This window comes from Aeromicrobium endophyticum (assembly GCF_003586285.1).
In the GTDB taxonomy this organism is placed as follows: Bacteria; Actinomycetota; Actinomycetes; order Propionibacteriales; family Nocardioidaceae; genus Aeromicrobium; species Aeromicrobium endophyticum.
Genome location: NZ_QUBR01000002.1, coordinates 1,004,901 through 1,023,492, shown reverse-complemented (window position 1 = coordinate 1,023,492; position 18,592 = coordinate 1,004,901). Strand labels below are relative to the sequence as shown.

The window sequence follows — 18,592 nt, the reverse complement described above, 5'->3', positions numbered from 1 at the left end:
ATCCGTCACCAGATGAGCGACGTCCAGGCCCACAGCACCACCGTGCAGACGACCACCAGCACGGGCGTCGTCGCGATGCCGATCGCGTGGAACTCGCGCACCGACGACACCGCCTTGCCGCCGGACTTGCGCCACAGGATGTTGGCGACCGAGCCGATCAGCGTCAGGTTGGCGCCGACGTTGACGCCGATCAGCAGCGCCAGCACGGCGGCCGGCCCAGCAGCCTCCGCGGCGGGAAGCAGCAGCAAGGTAGCGGGCAGGTTGTTGACGACGTTGGCGGCGACCATCGCGATCAGCGCCACCGCGACGAGCGAGCCGAGCCCGTGCCCGGACGGCAGGGCGTCCGTCAGGCGGTCGCCAAGGCTGGTCGAGCCGATCCAGCCGACCGCGAACGCCCACGCCATGATCACGGCGGCCAGGGGCAGGTTGGCGGCGTCGAGCAGCTCGCGCCAGGTGGAGATCCGGCGTGCGAGGGCCCGCACGCCGAGAACGATCGCGCCCACGGTCGCGGGGATCCACGGGGTGAGCCCGCTGCCCAGGGCGACCAGCACGAGGACGACGACGGTGACGGGCACGAGCGGCACGGGCTGCGCCTCGTCCGGGACGGGGGAGGCCTCCCGCAGCTCGTCCCTGAACCAGAGGCGCAGCACGAGGTACTCGGCGACCACGGCCACGATCCACACCGGCAGCATCGCCCACGTGAAGCCGAAGAACGTCAGACCGGTCGAGGCGAACGCCAGCAGGTTGGTCAGGTTCGACACCGGCAGCAACGTCGAGCCGGAGTTGGCCAGCCGCACCGAGGCGAAGGCGTACGACCGCCGTGCCGAGGCGGCGAGCAGCACCGGCGTCAGCAGCACGACGGTGGCGTCGAGGCTCAACGTCGCGGTCACGATCGCGGCGACGCCGACGGCGTAGGCCAGCAGCCGCCGGCTCGAGCCGCGGGCCCCGCGGGCGACGCGAGCGCCGAGGGACGTGAACAGGCCTTCGTCCGCGCAGGCCTGCGCGAGCACCGTCATGGCCACCAGGAAGCCGATGATCTCCGCGAGGGATCCAAGGTCGTGCGTCACGCGCAGAACCTACCCGACCGGTGGGAGGTAGGATCGGCGACGCGAATGAGTCGGCCGGGCGGCCGCGGCGTCCCTCGCGGGGCGTCGAGGAAAGTCCGGACTCCACAGAGCGACGGTGGTGGCTAACGGCCACCCACGGCGACGTGCGGGACAGTGCCACAGAAATCAGACCGCCAGCGGCCACCGCTCCTCGGAGCAGTGGTGCGGGTAAGGGTGAAACGGTGAGGTAAGAGCTCACCAGCGCTCCGGGTGACCGGGGCGGCTAGGTAAACCCCACCGGGAGCAAGACCAAGAGAGCCGCATGCCGCTTCGGCGGCGCGCGGCTTGCGCTGACGGGCTGCTCGTCCGATGTCAGCGGGTAGGTTGCACGAGGCGTCCAGCAATGGGCGTCCCAGATGGATGGTCGCCCACGACAGGATCCGGCTTACAGGCCGGCTCATTCGCCCCGCCCCTCGAGCGGCTCCCGCCCCTTGAGCTTGTCGAAAGGGACGTCACGCAGCCACGGGTCTCGTCGTCCAGTGCAGGATGCCGTGGCCTTTGTAGGTGTGGTGTCTTCGACACAAGGGGCCGAGGTTGTCGCCCCGGGTGGGGCCTTCGGGGAATGGTGTCCGGTGGTCGATGTCGCACCGTTCGGCCGGCACCATGCATCCGGGGCCTTGACACGTTCCGTACAAGAATCTGAGGGCGATGTTGAGGACGTCGGGCGCGAATCGGCCGACGTATTCGTGGGCGAGGACGTCATCGTCGACCGGGTCGACCACGATCCGGTGCCAGAACGTGCTGCCGGAGCCGACGACGTCGGCGATCCACTGGGCCGGCACGCCCCAGCGTCCGTCCGAGGACTCCGCGAACCCGGGGTTGGTGCCCGCGAGGACGTCCGCGTCGACGGTGACGGCGATGTTGGCGTCGGTCACGGCCTCGGCGGCGTCTGAGTCGAGGCACCAGGCCATCAGCAGGTCGGCCTCACGCTGGGCGACCGTGCGCTGGTCATCGGCGTCGACAGGCCGCCGTGCGGCCTTGCGGATGCGGTCCTCGACCGCAGCGATCTCGTGCGAAGGCGCGTAGGCGCCCATGAACCCCATCGAGTCATCACCATGCTGGAACGACACATGACGTTTGGCCCGCTCATCGTCGGCCCGCTCGACCGCCAGGTCGGCCTCGACCCGGCGGACGAATCGCTTCAACCAGGCACGCAGCTCAGCGACCGTGTGGGTTTCGGCATACTCGACCACTCGACGATCGAGGCGGTGGACGGACTCGGCCCGCTTGAGCTGGCTGATCGTGTGCCCGATCTCGCGCACCCGCGCCAGATCGACACGTCCCTCACCGAACGCGGCCCACGTAGTCGGTGACTGATCGCGCACCGTGTCGGCGAACGACAACCGGTGCTGCACCTGACCCTCGCTGAACCCCATGGCCTCACCGACCGCCAGTGCAATCGCACCCCGCTCGAAGAACCGCCTCGCCGGCGACTCCCCCTCGGCCTCGATGCGCTCCAGCTCGGCATCACGGAACTCCAACATCGCAGCCAGCTCACGAAACTCACCCCGAGCACGAGCCCGCGCGACGTCAGTCAAGACGTCGATCGGATCGGGTGTCGAGGTGTCCATACATCCAACTTAGAGGCCACCACCGACACTTATCCGTAGCGAACCAGACTCTGATCACAGTTCGTTCGCGCCGCCGATCTCACATAGTTGGGCAGGCAACTGCGGTGGACTGACGCTAGGCGTGAGGCGGAAGCGGCAGTGGGTCGCCTCGATTCTGAGGTCCACGCGTGACCCGCAGCTCGTCCAACACCGCACCTGAGTTTGCCCCGCACACCTCATGGGTACTGTCGACGACGGCCCCTCTTCGGAGGCGTGGCCAACCCCCATCAGACGTCAAGCCAGGAGGCTTCATGAGCGTGCCCACCATCGACCTCAACAACGGTGTTTCGATCCCGCAGCTGGGATTCGGCGTCTTCCAGATCGACCCCGACGAGACCAGGGATGCGACGCTGCAGGCCTTCGAGGTCGGCTACCGCCACATCGACACCGCTCAGATGTACGGCAACGAGAAGGGCGTCGGCGAGGCCATCGCCGAGTCGGGCATCGCGCGCGACCAGATCTTCGTGACGAGCAAGCTCAACAACGGCTTCCACGCCCACGACGACGCGCTGAAGGCGTTCGACGGGACGCTCGAGAAGCTGGGCCTCGACCAGGTCGACCTGTTCCTGATCCACTGGCCGCTGCCCGGCATCGACGTCGACTTCGTCGAGACCTGGGAGGCGTTCGAGGAGATCTACGCCTCGGGCCGCGCCCGCTCGATCGGCGTCTCGAACTTCCAGCCCACGCACATCCGTCGCCTGCTGCAGGAGACCGACGTCGTGCCGGCCGTCAACCAGATCGAGGTGCACCCGTTCCTGACCAATGACGAGGCGCGCGCCACGAACGCCGAGCACGGCATCGCCACCGAGGCCTGGTCGCCCATCGCCCAGGGCCTCGTGCTCGACAACCCCGTCATCGGCGGCATCGCGACCGAGCACGGCAAGACGCCGGCCCAGGTCGTGCTGCGCTGGCACGTGCAACGCGGCGACATCGTGTTCCCGAAGTCGGTCACGCGCAGCCGTGTCGAGGAGAACTTCGACATCTTCGACTTCGAGCTGTCCGACTCCGAGGTCGGTTTCATCAGCGCGCTGAACAAGGACGAGCGCACGGGCCCCAACCCCGACGAGTTCAACTACATCCCCGACTGACTCAGCCGGTGCGCGTCAGCCGGCGAGGGTGAGGACCTCCGCGCCCTCGCCGGTGACGAGCACCGTGTGCTCGAACTGGGCCGTCCTCGACCTGTCACGGGTCGTGGCGGTCCAGCCGTCGTCCCAGAGGTCGTAGTCGGCGCTGCCGAGCGTCAGCATCGGCTCGATCGTGAAGGTCATGCCCGGCTGGATGACCGTGTCGGCCGAGGGATCGTCGTAGTGGGGGACGACCAGGCCGTCGTGGAAGGCCGGCCCCACGCCGTGACCCGTGAACGCGCGCACGACGCCGTAGCCGAACCGCTTGGCGTAGGTCTCGATGACGCGCCCGATGACGTTGATCTCGCGGCCCGGCTTGACCGCCCGGATCGCCCGCATCGTCGCCTCGTGGGTGCGCTCGACCAGCAGCCGCGACTGCTGGTCGACGTCGCCGACCAGGTACGTCTTGTTGGTGTCGCCGTGCACCTCGCCGATGTAGGCCGTGATGTCGATGTTGACGATGTCGCCGTCCTCGAGCGGACGGTCGTCGGGGATGCCGTGGCAGATAACCTCGTTGACGCTGCTGCACAGCGACTTGGGGTAGCCGCGGTAGCCCAGCGTGGACGGGTACGCGCCGTGCGCGAGGAGGAATTCGTGACCGACGCGGTCGAGCTCGTCGGTGGTGACGCCCGGCGCGATGGCGGCCTCGACCGCGTCGAGGGCCTGCGCCGCGAGACGTCCGGCGACTCGCATCGCGGCGATGATCTCGGGGGAGCGCACCGCCGGCCCGCGGTAGGGCAGCGGCGCGATCTGACCGACGTACTCGGGACGGTCGATCGACGAGGGCACGGCACGTCGGGGGGACACCCGGCCGGCGGTCAGCACAGTCACCGGGCGAGTCTATGCGGGGCGCCCGACGGCGACCTGGTGCAGGATGAGGGCATGGCCGATCAGAAGTTCTACTACTGCACCAAGCACCACACGGTCGAGGGTGAGGAGGGCTGCCGCGCAGCCGACCGCCTCGGGCCGTACGACACCGCCGAGGAGGCCTCGCACGCGCTCGAGATCGCGGCCGAGCGCACCAAGTCGTGGGACAACGACCCCGACTGGAACGACGAGGCGCCGAAGGAGCCGTGATCGGTTCGACCCGGCGGCGTCGTCGTCGCAGCAGGCGCGGCGGTCTGCAGCTCGACCGCTCGGGCCCGTGGATCGGCGTCGTGGGCCTGCTCGTGCTGCTGTGGCTGGCCCTCTCGACCGCGATCTACGCGCCGTGGTGGGGCGTCGTCCTCCACCTGCTGGTGCTGGTGCCGATCGCCGTCTGGACGTCCCGCTGGGCGCGCACCCGGCCAGCAGCATCGACGTTCGTGCCGCTGGCCGGGCTGCCCGCGCTGGCGGTCGTCACGGCGCTCGGCGTCGGCCTCGGAGGCTGGAGCGCGTGACGACCGCCCGCGCCGTCAGCTCTCGAAGGAGTGCTCGGCCGCCGGGAACGCGCCGCCCTTGACGTCGGAGACGTACTCCTGCGCTGCGCCGAGCATGATGCTGTGCAGGTCGGCGTACTTCTTGACGAAGCGCGGCACGCGTCCGGTGTTGATGCCGAGCATGTCGGTCCAGACCAGCACCTGGGCGTCGCAGTCGACACCCGCGCCGATGCCGACGGTCGGGATGCGCAGCGCCTCGGTGACGGCCTTGGCCGCCGGCGCGGGCACCATCTCCATGACGATCGCGAACGCCCCCGCGGCCTCGAGCGCCTTCGCCTCCTCGATCAGCCGCGCGGCGCCGTCACCGCGGCCCTGCACGCGGTAGCCGCCGAGGTTGTGCTCGGCCTGCGGCGTGAAGCCGATGTGCGCGCACACCGGGATGCCGGCATCGGTCAGCAGCTTGACCTGCGGGGCCATCGCGACGCCCCCCTCGAGCTTGACGGCGTGGGCGCCGGCCTCCTTCATGAACCGGACGGCGGTGTGGAACGCCTGCTCGGGCGAGGCCTGGTACGAGCCGAACGGCAGATCGGCGAGCACGAGCGCGTGCGGCGCCGACCGCGCCACCGCCCGCACCAGCGGGATGAGCTCGTCGACCGTGACCGGCAGCGACGTCTCGTTGCCGAAGACGTTGTTGGACGCCGAGTCGCCGACCAGCAGCACCTCGACGCCGGCCGCGTCGAAGATGCCGGCGGTGAACTGCTCGTAGGCCGTCAGCATCGTCCACTTCTCGCCGCGGTCCTTCATCTGCTGCAGCGTGTGGGTGCGGATGCGCTTGCGGGGCGCCGCGGCGGTGGCGGCGGGTCCGCCGCCGTAGGGCGCGGTCTCTTCGGGGGTGGCGTCAGCCATGGTGGTTCTCCTGTTCGTCTCACGGCCCCGTGCGGGGTCCATGGATGCCTCCAGCCTGCCAGATCCCGCCGCCTGCGCCACGAGGTGTGAATCAACTCATAGGCGGGCGATCCACAGCTGGCGCTCGGCGCCGACGCGAAGGTCGGGGCGGTGGCGGACGTCGTCGGGTCCGCCGTCGAGGAGGGCGTCGAGCGCCGCGGCGTCCTCCGGCTCGAGCCGCTCGGCGACGGCTCCGGCTACGCGGGTCAACGTGGCGGCCGCGTAGCGTCCGACCACCTCGGGCAGGGGAGCCGTGAGCTGAAGGACGACCGACCGGTGCTGCTCGACGTCGAGGCCGGCCTTCGTGAGCCTCGCGCCCCAGTCGCTGCCCATCGACGGCATGTCGACGGCCCGGTCGGCGTCGATGAGGGCGTGGGCACGTGCCTCGGCGGCTCCGCCCGGTGCGTCGTCGGGGACGAACCGCGGGAACCCGTCCAGCTCGAGGACCGCCATGAGGCCGCCGGGCCTCACGAGCCGGACGACCTCGGCCAGCGTGCGGTCGGGGTCGGCGAGGTGGTGCAGCGAGGCCGAGGCCCAGACCAGGTCGACCGGCTCGACGTCGGGGACCTGCTGGTCGAGGTCGGCGACCAAGGTGGTCGCCCGGTCGCCGAGCCCGAGACGCGCGGCCTCGCGCCCCAGGTGTGCCAGCATCTCGGGTGACGCGTCGACGGCGGTGGCGCGCGCGTCCTCGAAGTGCCGCAGCAGGCCGAACGTGCCCGTGCCGGTACCGGCACCCAGGTCGAGGATCGTCCGGATCGGGCCGTCAGCGGCCAGCGCGATGTCTGCGTAGACGGTGTCGAGCGCTGGGGCGAACACCTCGGCGTCGAGGTCGAGGATCTGGGCGAGGTCATCGTGGTGAGCATGGCGAGCGTGATCGTGGGTCATGTCTCTACCGTAGGCAGGCTTGCTCTCAGAGCATAGGATCTTGCGTATGACGCAAAGCGACGAGATCGAGACCTTGGTGCGGCAGCGCATCCGAGCCCTGCGCATCGCTCGCGGATGGTCGCTCGACGACCTGGCGGACCGGTGCTTCTTCAGCGCCTCGACGCTCAGCCGGATGGAGACGGGTCACCGCCGCATCGGGCTCGACCAGCTGATGGTGCTCGCGCGTGAGCTCGGCACCTCGATCGACCAGCTCGTGGAGCCCGAGGACGACGAGGACGTCGTGATCCGGCCCGTTCGCGACGAGTCGCAGGGCCGCACCACGTGGTCGCTGACCCGCGACCAGGGGCAGCACGGCCTCAAGGTCGTGCGGATGCGCCTGACGCAGCCGCCGGCGCGAGCCGAGGACGGCGACCTGCCCGTGCATCCCGGACGCGACTGGCTGACGGTGCTGTCGGGCACCCTGCTGCTCGTGCTGGGTGACCGGACGATCCGCATCGAGGCCGGCCAGGCGGCGGAGTTCTCGACCATGGTGCCGCACTCGTTCGGCTCGGAGGGGGGTCCGGCCGAGGTCATCATGATGCTCGACCAGGAGGGCGAGCGCACCCACCGCCGCGACCTGTGACGCCCACGGCGTCATCCCGGGGGAGTGACGCCGTAGGCGTCACAGATCGCGATGCGTGGCGCTAGAGCTTCTCGCGCCAGCGGTGGGTGATCGGCACGCGACGGTCGCGGCCGAAGTTGCGGCGCGAGACCTTGGGTCCCGGCGGGTACTGACGGCGCTTGTACTCGGCCCTGTCGACCAGGCCGATGACCCGCTCGACGAGTGCGGGGTCGAAGCCCTCGGCGATGACGTCGGCCGAGCCGAGGTCGCGCTCGACGTAGGCGTCGAGCACCGCGTCGAGCAGGTCGTACGGCGGCAGCGAGTCGGAGTCGAGCTGGCCGGGGCGCAGCTCGGCCGACGGCGGCTTGCTGATCGTGTTCTCGGGGATCGGGGGAGTCTCGCCCCGCTCGACCGCGGCTGCGTTGCGCCACGTGGCGAGCTCCCACACGAGCGTCTTGGGGACGTCCTTGATGGGCGCGTAGCCGCCGACCGCGTCGCCGTAGATCGTCGAGTAGCCGGTCGCGAGCTCGGACTTGTTGCCGCAGGCCAGCACCAGGTGCCCGTGCTGGTTGGATAGGCCCATCCAGATGACGGCGCGGATGCGCGCCTGCAGGTTCTCCTCGGCGAGCCCGTCGAGGTGCAGCGCCTGCTGGTACTGGTCGAAGATCGGCGCGATCGGCACGGTCTGCAGCGTCAGGCCCGTGCGGCGGGCCTGCTCGGCCGCGTCGGACGTCGAGTGCTCGGTCGACCAGGCGCTCGGGTTGGAGACGCCGAACACCCGGTCGGCACCGAGCGCGTCGACCGCGATCGCGGCGACGAGCGTCGAGTCGATGCCGCCGGACATGCCGAACAGCACCGACGAGAACCCGTTCTTGCGCACGTAGTCGCGCAGGCCCGTGACGAGCGCCGTCCAGATCTCCTCGTGCCGCGGCAGCCGCTCCTTCTGGACGGTCGGCAGCGGCTGGTACGCCGCGAAGGGCTCGGACGTGATGATGGTGCGCTTGATGGCCAGGCCGCCGAAGCGCTCGTCGGCGCCCGGCATCGACGGCGTGGCGGCCGGCAGGTCGAGGTCGACGACGAGCAGCTCGGGGTCGAACTGCCCCGACCGTCCGAGCACGGTGCCGCTGGCGTCGACGACGATCGAGTCGCCGTCGAAGACCAGCTCGTCCTGCCCACCGACGAGGTTGACGTAGGCCAGCACGCAGTCGCCCTCGGCGGCACGGCGCGAGCACAGCTCGAGCCGGACGTCGTCCTTGTCAGCCTCGTAGGGCGAGCCGTTGGGGACGATGAGCAGCGCGGCCTCGGCGGCCTTCGCCGCCGCCGACGGGCCGTCGCGCCAGAGGTCCTCGCAGATGGCGAGCGCGACGTCGATGCCGCCGATCTGGACGATGTTGATCGTGTGGCCCGGCACGAAGTTGCGGATCTCGTCGCCGACGCCGTAGTTCCAGAGGTGGTGCTTGGCCTGGCGGGCCACGACGCGTCCGCCGTGGATGACCGCGACACAGTTGGTCGGAGCGTTCTTGGGGATGCCGAGGCCCTCGGGCAGTCCTTCCGCCTGGTCGAGGTAGCCGACGACGGCCACCAGGTCGCCGCAGCCCTCGTCGTGCAGGCGCACCGCGAGCGTCTCGACCGCGGCCTGAGAGGCCTTGATGAGCGAGGCCCGCATCGCGAGGTCCTCGATGGGGTAGCCGGTCAGCATCATCTCGGGGAAGACCACGAGGTGGACGTCCTGCTCGGCGGCCTGGCGGCAGTAGTCGACGACGAGGTCGGAGTTGCCGGCGAGGTCGCCGACGGTCGCGTTGACCTGGGCCAGGGCGAGGCGGAGCTGAGGCATGTCTCGACCCTAGCGGCCGCGGAATCGGCCTCACCGCGGTAACACTCCCGTAACACGATGCGTGCGAGACTTGCGCCATGGGAAAACAGGAAGACTTCGTGCTGCGCGCTCTCGAGGAGCGTGACGTCCGATTCGTGCGTCTGTGGTTCACGGACGTGCTCGGATCGCTGAAGTCGGTCGCCATCGCCCCGGCCGAGCTCGAGGGTGCGTTCGCCGAGGGCATCGGCTTCGACGGCTCGGCGATCGAGGGCTTCGCGCGCGTGCACGAGGCCGACATGCTGGCGATGCCCGATCCGTCGACCTTCCAGATCCTGCCCTGGCGCGGCGAGACGCCGGCCACGGCGCGCATGTTCTGCGACATCCTGCTGCCCGACGGCACCCCGTCGTACGCCGACCCGCGCCACGTCCTCAAGCGGGCGCTGCAGAAGGCCGCCGAGGCCGGGTTCACGTTCTACACGCACCCCGAGATCGAGTTCTTCCTGTTCAAGGGCAAGCCCGACAAGGGCGATCGCCCCGTGCCGGTCGACGACAGCGGCTACTTCGACCACACGGCCCAGGGTGGTGGCCAGGACTTCCGCCGCGAGGTCATCACGATGCTCGAGAACATGGGCATCTCGGTCGAGTTCAGCCACCACGAGGGCGGCCCAGGCCAGCAGGAGATCGACCTGCGCTACGCCGACGCGCTCTCGACGGCCGACAACATCATGACGTTCCGCACCGTCGTGCGCGAGGTCGCGCTCAGCCAGGGCAAGTGGGCCTCGTTCATGCCCAAGCCGTTCACCGAGCACCCCGGCTCGGGCATGCACACGCACGTCTCGCTGTTCGAGGGCGACGAGAACGCCTTCTACGAGGCGGGGGCCGAGTACCAGCTGTCGCAGACCGGACGCGCGTTCATCGCCGGCGTCCTGCACCACACGCCCGAGATCACCGCCGTCACCAACCAGTGGGTCAACTCCTACAAGCGGCTGGCCGGCGGGGGAGAGGCCCCCAACTACGTCTGCTGGGGCCACAACAACCGCTCCGCGCTGATCCGCGTGCCGATGTACAAGCCGCACAAGGGCAACTCCGCCCGCGTCGAGAACCGCGCGATCGACGCCGCCTGCAACCCGTACCTGGCCTTCGCGCTGGTGCTGGCCGCAGGGCTCAAGGGCATCGAGGAGAAGTACGAGCTGCCGCCCGAGGCCGAGGACGACGTGTGGTCGCTGACCGAGAACGAGCGCAAGGCCATGGGCATCGCCCCGCTGCCGCGCAACCTCGACGAGGCCATCCGCACGATGGAGACCAGCGAGCTGGTGGCCGAGACCCTCGGCGAGCACGTGTTCGACTTCTTCCTGCGCAACAAGCGCGCGGAGTGGCAGGACTACCGCTCGCAGGTCACGCAGTTCGAGATCGACCGCCTCATGCCGATGGTGTGAGCCGGTCGACGACCCACCGCCGGACGGTAGCCTGACCCGGTGGCCACCGATGCACGTGAACTCGCTGTCGCACTCGCTCGCAAGGGCTTCCGGGACGGCGACGGCGCACTGAACCTGCTCTCGGCGCTCGGCGAGGTGCCCGGCGAGCTCGTCGACCAGATCGCGTCGGTCGCGAGCCCCGACACCGCGCTGTCGTCGCTGGTCGGCATCGCCGAGCGGATGGGCACGGCAGAGCTGTTCGCGCTGATCGAGGCCGATGCCGAGCTGTGCCAGCGCCTGCTGGTGGTGCTCGGCACCAGCGAGGCTCTCGGCGACTTCCTGGTGCGCCACCCCGAGCACGTGCGCGACCTCGCGGCCGACGAGCTCTCGACCGTGCCGATCACGCTCGAGCAGCGCCGCCGCCAGATGGAGGAGGCGACCACCGCCGACGAGCTGCGCGTCGGCTACTACCGCAAGCTGCTGCACATCGCGGCGCGCGACCTGACGGCCCTGACGACCTTCGAGCAGTCGTCGGCCGAGCTGTCCGACCTGGCGATCTCGACCCTGGGCGCGGCGCTGGCGATCGCGCGCGCCAACGAGCCGGGCGCCGACCAGTGCCGGCTGACCATCATGGCGATGGGCAAGACCGGCGGCCACGAGCTCAACTACCTCAGCGACGTCGACGTCATCTTCGTCCACGAGCCGGTCGAGGGCGCCGACGACCACGAGGCCGCGACCGCCGCGACGCGCCTGGCGTCCGCGGTGATGAAGCTGTGCCGCGAGCACACCGGCGAGGGCACGATCTGGGAGGTCGACGCCGACCTGCGCCCTGAGGGCAAGAACGGCTCGCTCGTGCGCACGCTCGGCAGTCACGTCGCCTACTACGAGAAGTGGGCCAGCACGTGGGAGTTCCAGGCCCTGCTGAAGGCTCGCTTCGCCGCCGGCGACGAGGCCCTCGGACAGGCCTACCTCGACGCGCTCTCGCCGATGATCTGGTTCGCCAGCACGCGCCCCAACTTCGTCCCCGACGTCCGTGCGATGCGGCGCCGCGTGATCGAGCACATCCCCTCGGCGCACCGCGACCGCCAGCTCAAGCTCGGCGCGGGCGGGCTGCGCGACGTCGAGTTCGCGGTGCAGCTGCTGCAGCTCGTGCACGGACGCGCCGACGAGAGCCTGCGCAGCCCCACGACGCTCTCGGCGCTCACCGCGCTGATCGACGGCGGCTACGTCGGACGCCGCGACGGCGCCGCGATGGAGGAGGCGTACGTCTTCCTGCGCACGCTCGAGCACCGCATCCAGCTGTACAAGCTGCGCCGGAGCCACATCGTGCCCGACGACATGGAAGATCTGCGGCGCATCGGTCGCAGCATGGGATTTCGCTCCAACCCGGCCGACAGCCTCGTGAAGGAGTGGCAGGCGCACCGCCGCATCGTGCGGCGCCTGCACGAGAAGCTGTTCTACCAGCCGCTGCTCGAGGCGGTGGCGTCCCTGCCCACCGACGGGTTGCGTCTCACGCCGTTGGCGGCCGAGCAGCGCCTGACGGCTCTCGGGTTCGTCGATCCGAAGGGCGCGCTGACGCACATCCAGGCCCTGACGTCTGGGCTCTCGCGCCGGGCGTCGATCCAGAAGTCGCTGCTGCCGGCGATGCTGGCGTGGTTCGCGGCATCGCCCGACCCGGACGCCGGCCTGCTGGCGTTCCGCAAGATCTCGGAGGGGCTCGGCGAGACCCACTGGTACCTGCGCAAGCTGCGCGACGAGGGCGAGGGTGCCGAGCAGCTGGCGCACGTGCTGTCGTCCAGCCGCTACGTCACCGACCTCATCCTGCGGGCCCCCGACTCGGTGGCGCTGCTCGGCGACGACGCCGAGCTGCGTCCGCTCGAGCGCGAGCGGCTGCGCACCGAGGTCCAGCTGGCCGCCGACCGCCACAGCAGCTCGGCCGACGCCATCCGCGCGGTCCGCCGGGTGCGACGCCGCGAGCTCTCACGCGTGGGCATCGCCGACGTGCTCGGACGCCTCGACATCACCGAGGTCGGCGAGGCGCTCACCGACATCTCGACGGCGACCCTCGCCGGTGCCCTGACGGCCTCGACCGCCGCGGTCGAGGCCGATCGCGGCCCCCTGCCGACCCGCATGTCCATCATCTTGATGGGCCGCCTCGGCGGTGGCGAGGCCGGCTACGGCTCCGACGCCGACGTCATGTTCGTCCACGACCCCGTCGAGGGTGCCGACGAGACCGAGGCGGCGTCGGCCGCGATGGCCGTCGCGCAAGGGCTGCGCAAGATGCTGGCCGCACCCGGCGACGACCCGGCGCTCGAGGTCGACGCCGAGCTGCGTCCCGAGGGCAAGAACGGCCCGCTCGTGCGATCGTTCGCGTCGTACCGCGCCTACTACGAGAAGTGGTCGGCGGTGTGGGAGGCGCAGGCGCTGCTGCGCGCCAGTGCCACGATCGGCGACGCCGACCTCAGCGCCCGCTTCACCGACCTCATCGACCCCCTCCGCTGGCCCGAGGGCGGCGCGACCGCCGCCGAGGTGCGCGAGATCCGCCGCATCAAGGCCCGGGTCGACTCCGAGCGGCTGCCCCGCGGAGCGAACGCCAAGACGCATCTCAAGCTCGGCCGCGGTGGCCTGGCCGATGTCGAGTGGACCGTCCAGCTGCTGCAGATGCAGCACGCCCACGAGGTGCCGGCGATGCGCACGACGCGCACCCTCGACGCGCTGCACGCCGCCGTCGAGGCCGACCTGGTCTCGACCGATGACGCCGAGACGCTCGAGGCCGCCTGGCGCCTGGTCAGCCGCATCCGCAACGCTGTCGTGCTGATGCGTGGCAAGTCGGCCGAGTCGATGGTCGAGCACGCCGGCGAGCGAGCCGGCGTCGCCCACCTGCTGGGTTATGGCATGGAGCACAGCGAGCGCATGATGGACGACTACCTGCGCACCACGCGGCACGCCCGCCAGGTCGTCGAGCGCATCTTCTACGAATGAGCACCAGGGGGAGTCACCGATCATGAGCGCCATCACCACCAGGGTCACCCGAGGCCTGGCCGTCGTCGCCGCGAGCATCGCGATGGCGTCGTCGTTGCTGGTCGCCTCGCCGGCGACCGCCGACGAAGCCGTCGTCAACGTCTCGCCGCCCACGATCGCCGGCACGGCCCAGCTCGAGCAGACGCTGACCGCTCAGCCCGGCACGTGGACCCCGTCCGACGTCACCTACTCGTACCAGTGGCTGCGTGACGGCGTCCCGGTCGGTGGCGACTCGCCGGCCAACGCCACGCGCGCGCTGTCGGACGTCGCCGACGTCGGCCGCACCTACGTGGTGCGCGTGACCGCGTCCCGTCCCGGCGCGGCGTCCGTCGCCGCCCTCAGCGCACCGACGGCGGCGGTCGCACCTGGCACATTCACGGCCACGCGCCGCCCGACCGTCCTGGGCAGCGCCAAGTACGGCAGGAAGCTGACGGGCCGGGTCGGCGCGTTCTCGCGCAAGGCGGAGCTCGACTACCGGTGGCTGCGTGACGGCCGCGCCATCCGCGGCGCCGGCGGACGTCACTACCGTGTGCGGTCGGCCGACGTCGGCCACCGCATCGCGTTCCGCGTGCGGGCCAGTCGCCTGGGCTTCGCGACCGTGACGGCGGTGTCGCGCGACAAGCGGGTCACCAATGCGCGCAGCGTCCGCAGGACCGTGACCTACTCGGTGGCCACCCGCGGCTCGGTGCGGGCCAGCCTGTCGACCTTCAAGCGGCTGGCCCAGCAGACCTACGACGACCCGCGCGGGTGGCGCGCGATGGGCGTGCGGTTCAAGCGAGTGTCGTCAGGTGGCGACTTCACGCTCGTGCTGAGCCAGGCCTCGAAGGTGCCGAGCTTCTCGTCGGCGTGCAGCACGACGTACAGCTGTCGTGTCGGGCGCCACGTCATCATCAACGAGACGCGCTGGCAGCAGGCGACCCCGACGTGGGACGACAAGCGAGGCTCGCTGCGCGACTACCGCCACATGGTGATCAACCACGAGACCGGGCACTGGCTGGGCCGCGGCCACGCGCGATGCGGCGGCAAGGGGCAGCTGGCACCCGTGATGCAGCAGCAGTCGAAGGGACTGAGCGGGTGCAAGATCAACCCGTGGCCCAAGAAGAACGAGCTGCACTCGTCCCGCTTCGGCTTCTGACGTCGAGCCGCGGTGGGGTGGGGGACGGGTCAGGCGGTCTCGCGGAGCAGCTGGTCGCGCTCGTTGATCGTCAAGCCGCCCCACGTGCCGTACGGCTCACGGACGGTGAGGGCGTGGTCGCGGCACTGCTGGATGACCGGGCAGACGGCGCACAGCGCCTTGGCCGCGGCCTCGCGGGCCCGGCGACGCGGGCCCCGCTCGGCGTCGGGCGAGAAGAAGATCTCGGGGTCGACGCCGCGGCAGGCACCGTCGTACTGCCACTCGTAGGTCTCCTGGATCGGCATCGGCAGGCGGGAGATGGCAGCCATGTCATGCCTCCTGCGGGCGCTGCATCTGCAGCTGATAGACGTCGATGTAGCCGACGCGGAACCCCGCCTCGCAGTACGCCAGGTAGAACTCCCACATGCGGCGGAAGGTCTCGTCGAAGCCCTGGGCGTTGATCGTCTCCCAGTTGCGGTTGAACGAGTCTCGCCACTCGTGCAGCGTGCGGGCGTAGTCCTGACCGAGCGACCGGCGGTCGGAGACGGCCAGCGACGTGTGCGCGGCGAGCGTCTGGTCGATCGCGGTGAGCGAGGGGATCAGGCCGCCCGGGAAGATGTACTTCTGGATCCACCCGAAGGAGTTGCGGGTCTTCAGGTAGCGGTGGTGCTCCATCGTGATGGCCTGGATCGACACCTTGCCGCCCGGGGCGAGCAACCGGTCGATCGTCGCGAAGTACGTGGGCCAGTACTCCTCGCCGACGGCCTCGATCATCTCGACGCTCACGATCGCGTCGTACTGACCCGTGACGTCGCGGTAGTCGACCAGCTGCAGGTCGACGTCGACGCCGGCCTCGGCGAACCGCTGCTCGGCGAGAGCGGCCTGCTCGTTCGAGATCGTGATGGTCGTGACCTTGGCACCGCGCTGGGCGGCACGGATGGCCAGCGCGCCCCAGCCGCTGCCGATCTCGAGCACGCGCGAGCCCTCGGTGACACCGGCCTGGTCGAGGATGCCGTCGATCTTGCGCAGCTGCGCCGACTCGAGGTCCTGCTCGGCGCTCTCGAACCAGGCGGCCGAGTAGCTCATCGACGGGTCGAGGAACTGGGCGAACAGATCGTTCGAGAGGTCGTAGTGCGCCTCGATGTTCTTCTTGGAGCCCTCGACGGAGTTGCGGTGCGCGTGCGGCAGCTTCTTGTCGACGAACACCCGGAACCGCTGCAGCGACTCGGGCACGATCGTGGTCAACCGCTCGGCGAACGGCGCCAGCAGGTCGGCCAGGTCGGTGCCCTCGCCGGTCGTCCAGTCGCCGGCCATGTACGCCTCGCCGAACCCGATCTTGGTGTCGGCGCCGAGGCGCGAGAAGAAGGCCTTCGGACGGACGACCTGCATCTCGGGGGCCTGAGGGCCGCCAGCACCCCACCGGGTGCCGTCGGCGAACGTGAGGCGGACCGGCACGCTGTTGACGGTGGGCCGCAGGATCGCCTTGGCGGCACGGGCCTTGACAGGCGTGCGAGGGGTGTGGGCGATGCCGGGCCAACGAGCGGTGGCGAGCTGCGTCATCGGGTGCCTTCCTGCGGTTCGTGGGCCGGGCGTCGAACGACCGGCAGCCTTCTCATCCAGAGACGTACACCCTGTATTCGGATCAGCAGGCTGGTGCGATGGGTCATGAGCGGCAGTTTGACGAGAAGTTTCACCAGCAGCCGCGCGCTGGCTGGTCGGGGAGTACCCCTGAACGTCGCGCTGAACACCGCCTCGCCGCCCTGGCGCAGGATGATCGTCGACGACACCTGGTCGGGCGTCAGGCCGAACTGCAGGTCGTACGCGCCGTCGACGGTGAAGAACGGCGAGACGTAGAACGCCTTGTCGACCTGGGTGCGTCCGTCCTCGTCAGGACGCAGCAGGTACGCATGGCGCTCACCGTAGGTGTTGTGCACCTCGGCGACGAGGCAGGTCAGCGATCCGTCCGGTGCGACCGCCCAGAAGACGCTGAGCGGGTCGAAGGTGTGGCCGAGCACCCGGGCGTTGGCGAGCATCAGCAGTCGGTGACCGGAGATGTCGACGCCCTGGGCCGCGCAGAAGCGCTCGATGTTCGCGTGGATCGTGTCGTGCGGGTCGCCGATGTGGTCGGCGGCGGCGAAGGTCGAGAACGGTCGCAGCAGGCGCGGCATGCGTGGCAGGTCGTCGACGTCGACGAGCCACTGGTACACGCGGTACGAGAACCGGTGGCGCAGGGGAGTGCGGCGCGTGTGGCCCACCGTGCCCTCGACCAGGGCCGGCAGCACGGGCAGAGCCGGCGTCACCACGCGGTGCCCAGCGCGGCGGCCGCGTCGACGCCGGAGCGGCAGCCGTCCTCGTGGAAGCCCCATCCGTGGTAGGCCCCGGCGTAGACCGTGCGGTCGGTGAACAGGCGCTTGAGCTCGCCCTGCGCCGCGACGGACGTCGGCGTGTAGATGGGGTGGGTGTAGGCCATCGTCGCCACGACGGACGACTGGTCGATGCGCTCGGACGCGTTGAGGGTGACCAGGAAGGGTTCGCGGCTCTCGATGCCCTGCAGGCGGTTCATCCAGTACGTCACGGCCGAGTGGTCGCTGCGATCGGTGCAGCCGTCCATGCGGTAGTTCCAGGCCGAGCGGGCGGCGGTCGCGTCGGGCAGCAGCGACGGGTCGCGGTGCAGCTGCACCTCGTTGTCGGAGTACTCGAACGAGCCGAGCACTCGGCGCTCGTCGTCGCTGGGATCGGCGAGCAGCGCGAGCGCGTCGTCGGCGTGGGTCGCGATGACCACGGCGTCAGCGCGGTGCGTGCGTCCGGACGCGTCGACGAGCTCGACGCCGTCGGCAGTGCGGGTGATCGAGCGGATGCCCGTGGACGCCTGCACGCTGCTGGCCGGGTCGGAGGCGATGACCTCGCGCACGCGGTCGATGTAGGTCGCCGACCCGCCCACGACGGTGTACCACTGCGGCGAGCCCTTGATGGACAGGAAGCCGTGGTGCTTGAGGAACTCGAAGAGGTACCTCGCGGGGTACGACAGCGCGGTCTCGTGCCCGGACGACCACACGCACGAGACGACCGGGATCGCGTAGTGCGACACGAAGTAGTCGGAGAAGCCGTGCGCCTCGAGGAAGTCGCCGTACGTCTGGGGCTCGGTGGGCGACTCGGCCGAGTCGAGCAGCGCCTGGGCGAGCCGGCCGAAGCGCTTGACCGACACGAGCATCGCCAAGTAGCGAGGGTCGAGCAGACGGCGCCGCTGCGCGAACACGCCCTTGCCGCCGCGACCGCCGGCGTACTCGAGGCCGCAGCCGTCGCAGTGGATGCTCATGCTCATCTCGGTCGGGTGCACCTCGACGTCGAGCTCGCCGAACAACCTGCGCAGGTACGGGTAGGTGCGGTCGTTGTGGACGATGAATCCGCTGTCGACCCGGTGGGTGGCATCGGCGTCGGCGACCGTGTGGGTGTGCGCGTGGCCGCCCACGCGGTCGTCGGACTCGAACACCGTGACGTCCCAGTCGTGCCGCAGGACGTAGGCGGCAGTCAGTCCGGAGACCCCTGATCCGACCACCGCGACGGACCGACGACGACTCTCACTCTGCATGTGGGTGATTC

At 70.2% G+C, this 18,592-nt stretch carries 17 protein-coding genes and 1 other RNA gene; 8 read left to right on the top strand and 10 right to left on the bottom strand.

Features of this window, described 5'->3' with window-relative positions; all coding sequences use genetic code 11:
* Positions 1 to 5: 5 nt before the first annotated feature.
* On the bottom strand, positions 6 to 1,067 hold the full coding sequence (locus DX116_RS15510; RefSeq protein ID WP_119705122.1) for an SLC13 family permease: 1,062 nt from the start codon (positions 1,065 to 1,067) through the stop codon (positions 6 to 8).
* Between the two features lie 46 nt (positions 1,068 to 1,113).
* Here DX116_RS15510 and rnpB point away from each other — a divergent pair.
* An RNA gene (gene rnpB / locus DX116_RS15505) (RNase P RNA component class A) lies at positions 1,114 to 1,510 on the top strand.
* Between the two features lie 48 nt (positions 1,511 to 1,558).
* Here the strand turns inward: rnpB and DX116_RS15500 are convergent.
* A complete protein-coding gene (locus DX116_RS15500) occupies positions 1,559 to 2,677 on the bottom strand; it encodes an HNH endonuclease signature motif containing protein (RefSeq protein ID WP_119705121.1) in 1,119 nt (372 codons plus the stop codon).
* 290 nt (positions 2,678 to 2,967) lie between these two features.
* Here DX116_RS15500 and DX116_RS15495 point away from each other — a divergent pair, with 290 nt between their 5' ends.
* A complete protein-coding gene (locus DX116_RS15495) occupies positions 2,968 to 3,804 on the top strand; it encodes an aldo/keto reductase (protein ID WP_119705120.1) in 837 nt (278 codons plus the stop codon).
* 15 nt (positions 3,805 to 3,819) lie between these two features.
* Here DX116_RS15495 and map read toward each other — a convergent pair whose 3' ends face one another.
* Complete coding sequence (gene map / locus DX116_RS15490; RefSeq protein WP_119705119.1) at positions 3,820 to 4,671, bottom strand: type I methionyl aminopeptidase; 852 nt, start codon at positions 4,669 to 4,671, stop codon at positions 3,820 to 3,822.
* A gap of 51 nt (positions 4,672 to 4,722) precedes the next feature.
* Here map and DX116_RS15485 point away from each other — a divergent pair, with 51 nt between their 5' ends.
* Positions 4,723 to 4,917, top strand: coding sequence for a hypothetical protein (locus DX116_RS15485; protein WP_119705118.1), 195 nt, complete (start codon positions 4,723 to 4,725; stop codon positions 4,915 to 4,917).
* On the top strand, positions 4,914 to 5,219 hold the full coding sequence (locus DX116_RS15480; protein WP_119705117.1) for a hypothetical protein: 306 nt from the start codon (positions 4,914 to 4,916) through the stop codon (positions 5,217 to 5,219). Before DX116_RS15485 ends, DX116_RS15480 begins: the two co-directional genes overlap by 4 nt.
* 15 nt (positions 5,220 to 5,234) lie before the next feature.
* Here DX116_RS15480 and panB read toward each other — a convergent pair whose 3' ends face one another.
* The gene (gene panB / locus DX116_RS15475; protein ID WP_119705116.1) at positions 5,235 to 6,104 is read right to left on the bottom strand and encodes a 3-methyl-2-oxobutanoate hydroxymethyltransferase; all 870 of its coding nucleotides are present in this window, start codon (positions 6,102 to 6,104) and stop codon (positions 5,235 to 5,237) included.
* Positions 6,105 to 6,200: 96 nt separating this feature from the next.
* A complete protein-coding gene (locus DX116_RS15470; protein ID WP_119705115.1) occupies positions 6,201 to 7,028 on the bottom strand; it encodes a class I SAM-dependent methyltransferase in 828 nt (275 codons plus the stop codon).
* A 46-nt stretch (positions 7,029 to 7,074) separates the two neighbouring features.
* Here DX116_RS15470 and DX116_RS15465 point away from each other — a divergent pair, with 46 nt between their 5' ends.
* Complete coding sequence (locus DX116_RS15465) at positions 7,075 to 7,650, top strand: helix-turn-helix domain-containing protein (RefSeq protein WP_119705114.1); 576 nt, start codon at positions 7,075 to 7,077, stop codon at positions 7,648 to 7,650.
* 61 nt (positions 7,651 to 7,711) lie between these two features.
* On the opposite strand, the gene DX116_RS15460 is transcribed toward DX116_RS15465, so the two are convergent.
* Positions 7,712 to 9,463 (bottom strand): NAD+ synthase, encoded by a 1,752-nt coding sequence (locus DX116_RS15460; RefSeq protein WP_119705113.1) that lies wholly within the window; start codon positions 9,461 to 9,463, stop codon positions 7,712 to 7,714.
* Positions 9,464 to 9,540: 77 nt separating this feature from the next.
* Between DX116_RS15460 and glnA the strand changes: the two genes are divergently transcribed.
* Genes glnA through DX116_RS15445 form a run of 3 tightly spaced genes read left to right on the top strand, consistent with a single transcriptional unit; the run spans position 9,541 to position 15,013 of the window.
* Positions 9,541 to 10,878: a type I glutamate--ammonia ligase gene (glnA, locus tag DX116_RS15455; RefSeq protein ID WP_119705112.1), complete on the top strand. Its 1,338-nt coding sequence runs from the start codon at positions 9,541 to 9,543 to the stop codon at positions 10,876 to 10,878.
* Positions 10,879 to 10,917: 39 nt separating this feature from the next.
* Positions 10,918 to 13,839, top strand: a complete 2,922-nt coding sequence (locus tag DX116_RS15450; RefSeq protein ID WP_119705111.1) for a bifunctional [glutamine synthetase] adenylyltransferase/[glutamine synthetase]-adenylyl-L-tyrosine phosphorylase — start codon at positions 10,918 to 10,920, stop codon at positions 13,837 to 13,839.
* Positions 13,840 to 13,861: 22 nt separating this feature from the next.
* The gene (locus tag DX116_RS15445; protein WP_119705110.1) at positions 13,862 to 15,013 is read left to right on the top strand and encodes a DUF3152 domain-containing protein; all 1,152 of its coding nucleotides are present in this window, start codon (positions 13,862 to 13,864) and stop codon (positions 15,011 to 15,013) included.
* 29 nt (positions 15,014 to 15,042) lie between these two features.
* Here the strand turns inward: DX116_RS15445 and DX116_RS15440 are convergent, their stop codons facing one another.
* The 4 genes from DX116_RS15440 to DX116_RS15425 are packed head-to-tail and all read right to left on the bottom strand — an operon-like array spanning position 15,043 to position 18,581.
* Positions 15,043 to 15,321, bottom strand: coding sequence for a WhiB family transcriptional regulator (locus DX116_RS15440; protein ID WP_119705109.1), 279 nt, complete (start codon positions 15,319 to 15,321; stop codon positions 15,043 to 15,045).
* A gap of 1 nt (position 15,322) precedes the next feature.
* On the bottom strand, positions 15,323 to 16,552 hold the full coding sequence (locus tag DX116_RS15435) for an SAM-dependent methyltransferase (RefSeq protein WP_119705108.1): 1,230 nt from the start codon (positions 16,550 to 16,552) through the stop codon (positions 15,323 to 15,325).
* Positions 16,549 to 17,295, bottom strand: a complete 747-nt coding sequence (locus tag DX116_RS15430; protein ID WP_233556822.1) for a DUF1365 domain-containing protein — start codon at positions 17,293 to 17,295, stop codon at positions 16,549 to 16,551. Before DX116_RS15430 ends, DX116_RS15435 begins: the two co-directional genes overlap by 4 nt.
* Positions 17,289 to 18,581, bottom strand: coding sequence for an NAD(P)/FAD-dependent oxidoreductase (locus DX116_RS15425; protein ID WP_119705106.1), 1,293 nt, complete (start codon positions 18,579 to 18,581; stop codon positions 17,289 to 17,291). Before DX116_RS15425 ends, DX116_RS15430 begins: the two co-directional genes overlap by 7 nt.
* Positions 18,582 to 18,592: the final 11 nt, after the last annotated feature.

Excerpts from the sequence above, each read along its gene's own strand:
- panB (WP_119705116.1), bottom strand. The coding sequence starts at position 6,104 with ATGGCTGACGCCACCCCCGAAGAGACCGCGCCCTACGGCGGCGGACCC.
- DX116_RS15435 (WP_119705108.1), bottom strand. The coding sequence starts at position 16,552 with ATGACGCAGCTCGCCACCGCTCGTTGGCCCGGCATCGCCCACACCCCT.
- DX116_RS15470 (WP_119705115.1), bottom strand. The coding sequence starts at position 7,028 with ATGACCCACGATCACGCTCGCCATGCTCACCACGATGACCTCGCCCAG.
- DX116_RS15425 (WP_119705106.1), bottom strand. The coding sequence starts at position 18,581 with ATGCAGAGTGAGAGTCGTCGTCGGTCCGTCGCGGTGGTCGGATCAGGG.
- DX116_RS15495 (WP_119705120.1), top strand. The coding sequence starts at position 2,968 with ATGAGCGTGCCCACCATCGACCTCAACAACGGTGTTTCGATCCCGCAG.
- DX116_RS15445 (WP_119705110.1), top strand. The coding sequence starts at position 13,862 with ATGAGCGCCATCACCACCAGGGTCACCCGAGGCCTGGCCGTCGTCGCC.
- DX116_RS15440 (WP_119705109.1), bottom strand. The coding sequence starts at position 15,321 with ATGGCTGCCATCTCCCGCCTGCCGATGCCGATCCAGGAGACCTACGAG.
- DX116_RS15465 (WP_119705114.1), top strand. The coding sequence starts at position 7,075 with ATGACGCAAAGCGACGAGATCGAGACCTTGGTGCGGCAGCGCATCCGA.
- DX116_RS15500 (WP_119705121.1), bottom strand. The coding sequence starts at position 2,677 with ATGGACACCTCGACACCCGATCCGATCGACGTCTTGACTGACGTCGCG.
- glnA (WP_119705112.1), top strand. The coding sequence starts at position 9,541 with ATGGGAAAACAGGAAGACTTCGTGCTGCGCGCTCTCGAGGAGCGTGAC.
- DX116_RS15460 (WP_119705113.1), bottom strand. The coding sequence starts at position 9,463 with ATGCCTCAGCTCCGCCTCGCCCTGGCCCAGGTCAACGCGACCGTCGGC.
- DX116_RS15485 (WP_119705118.1), top strand. The coding sequence starts at position 4,723 with ATGGCCGATCAGAAGTTCTACTACTGCACCAAGCACCACACGGTCGAG.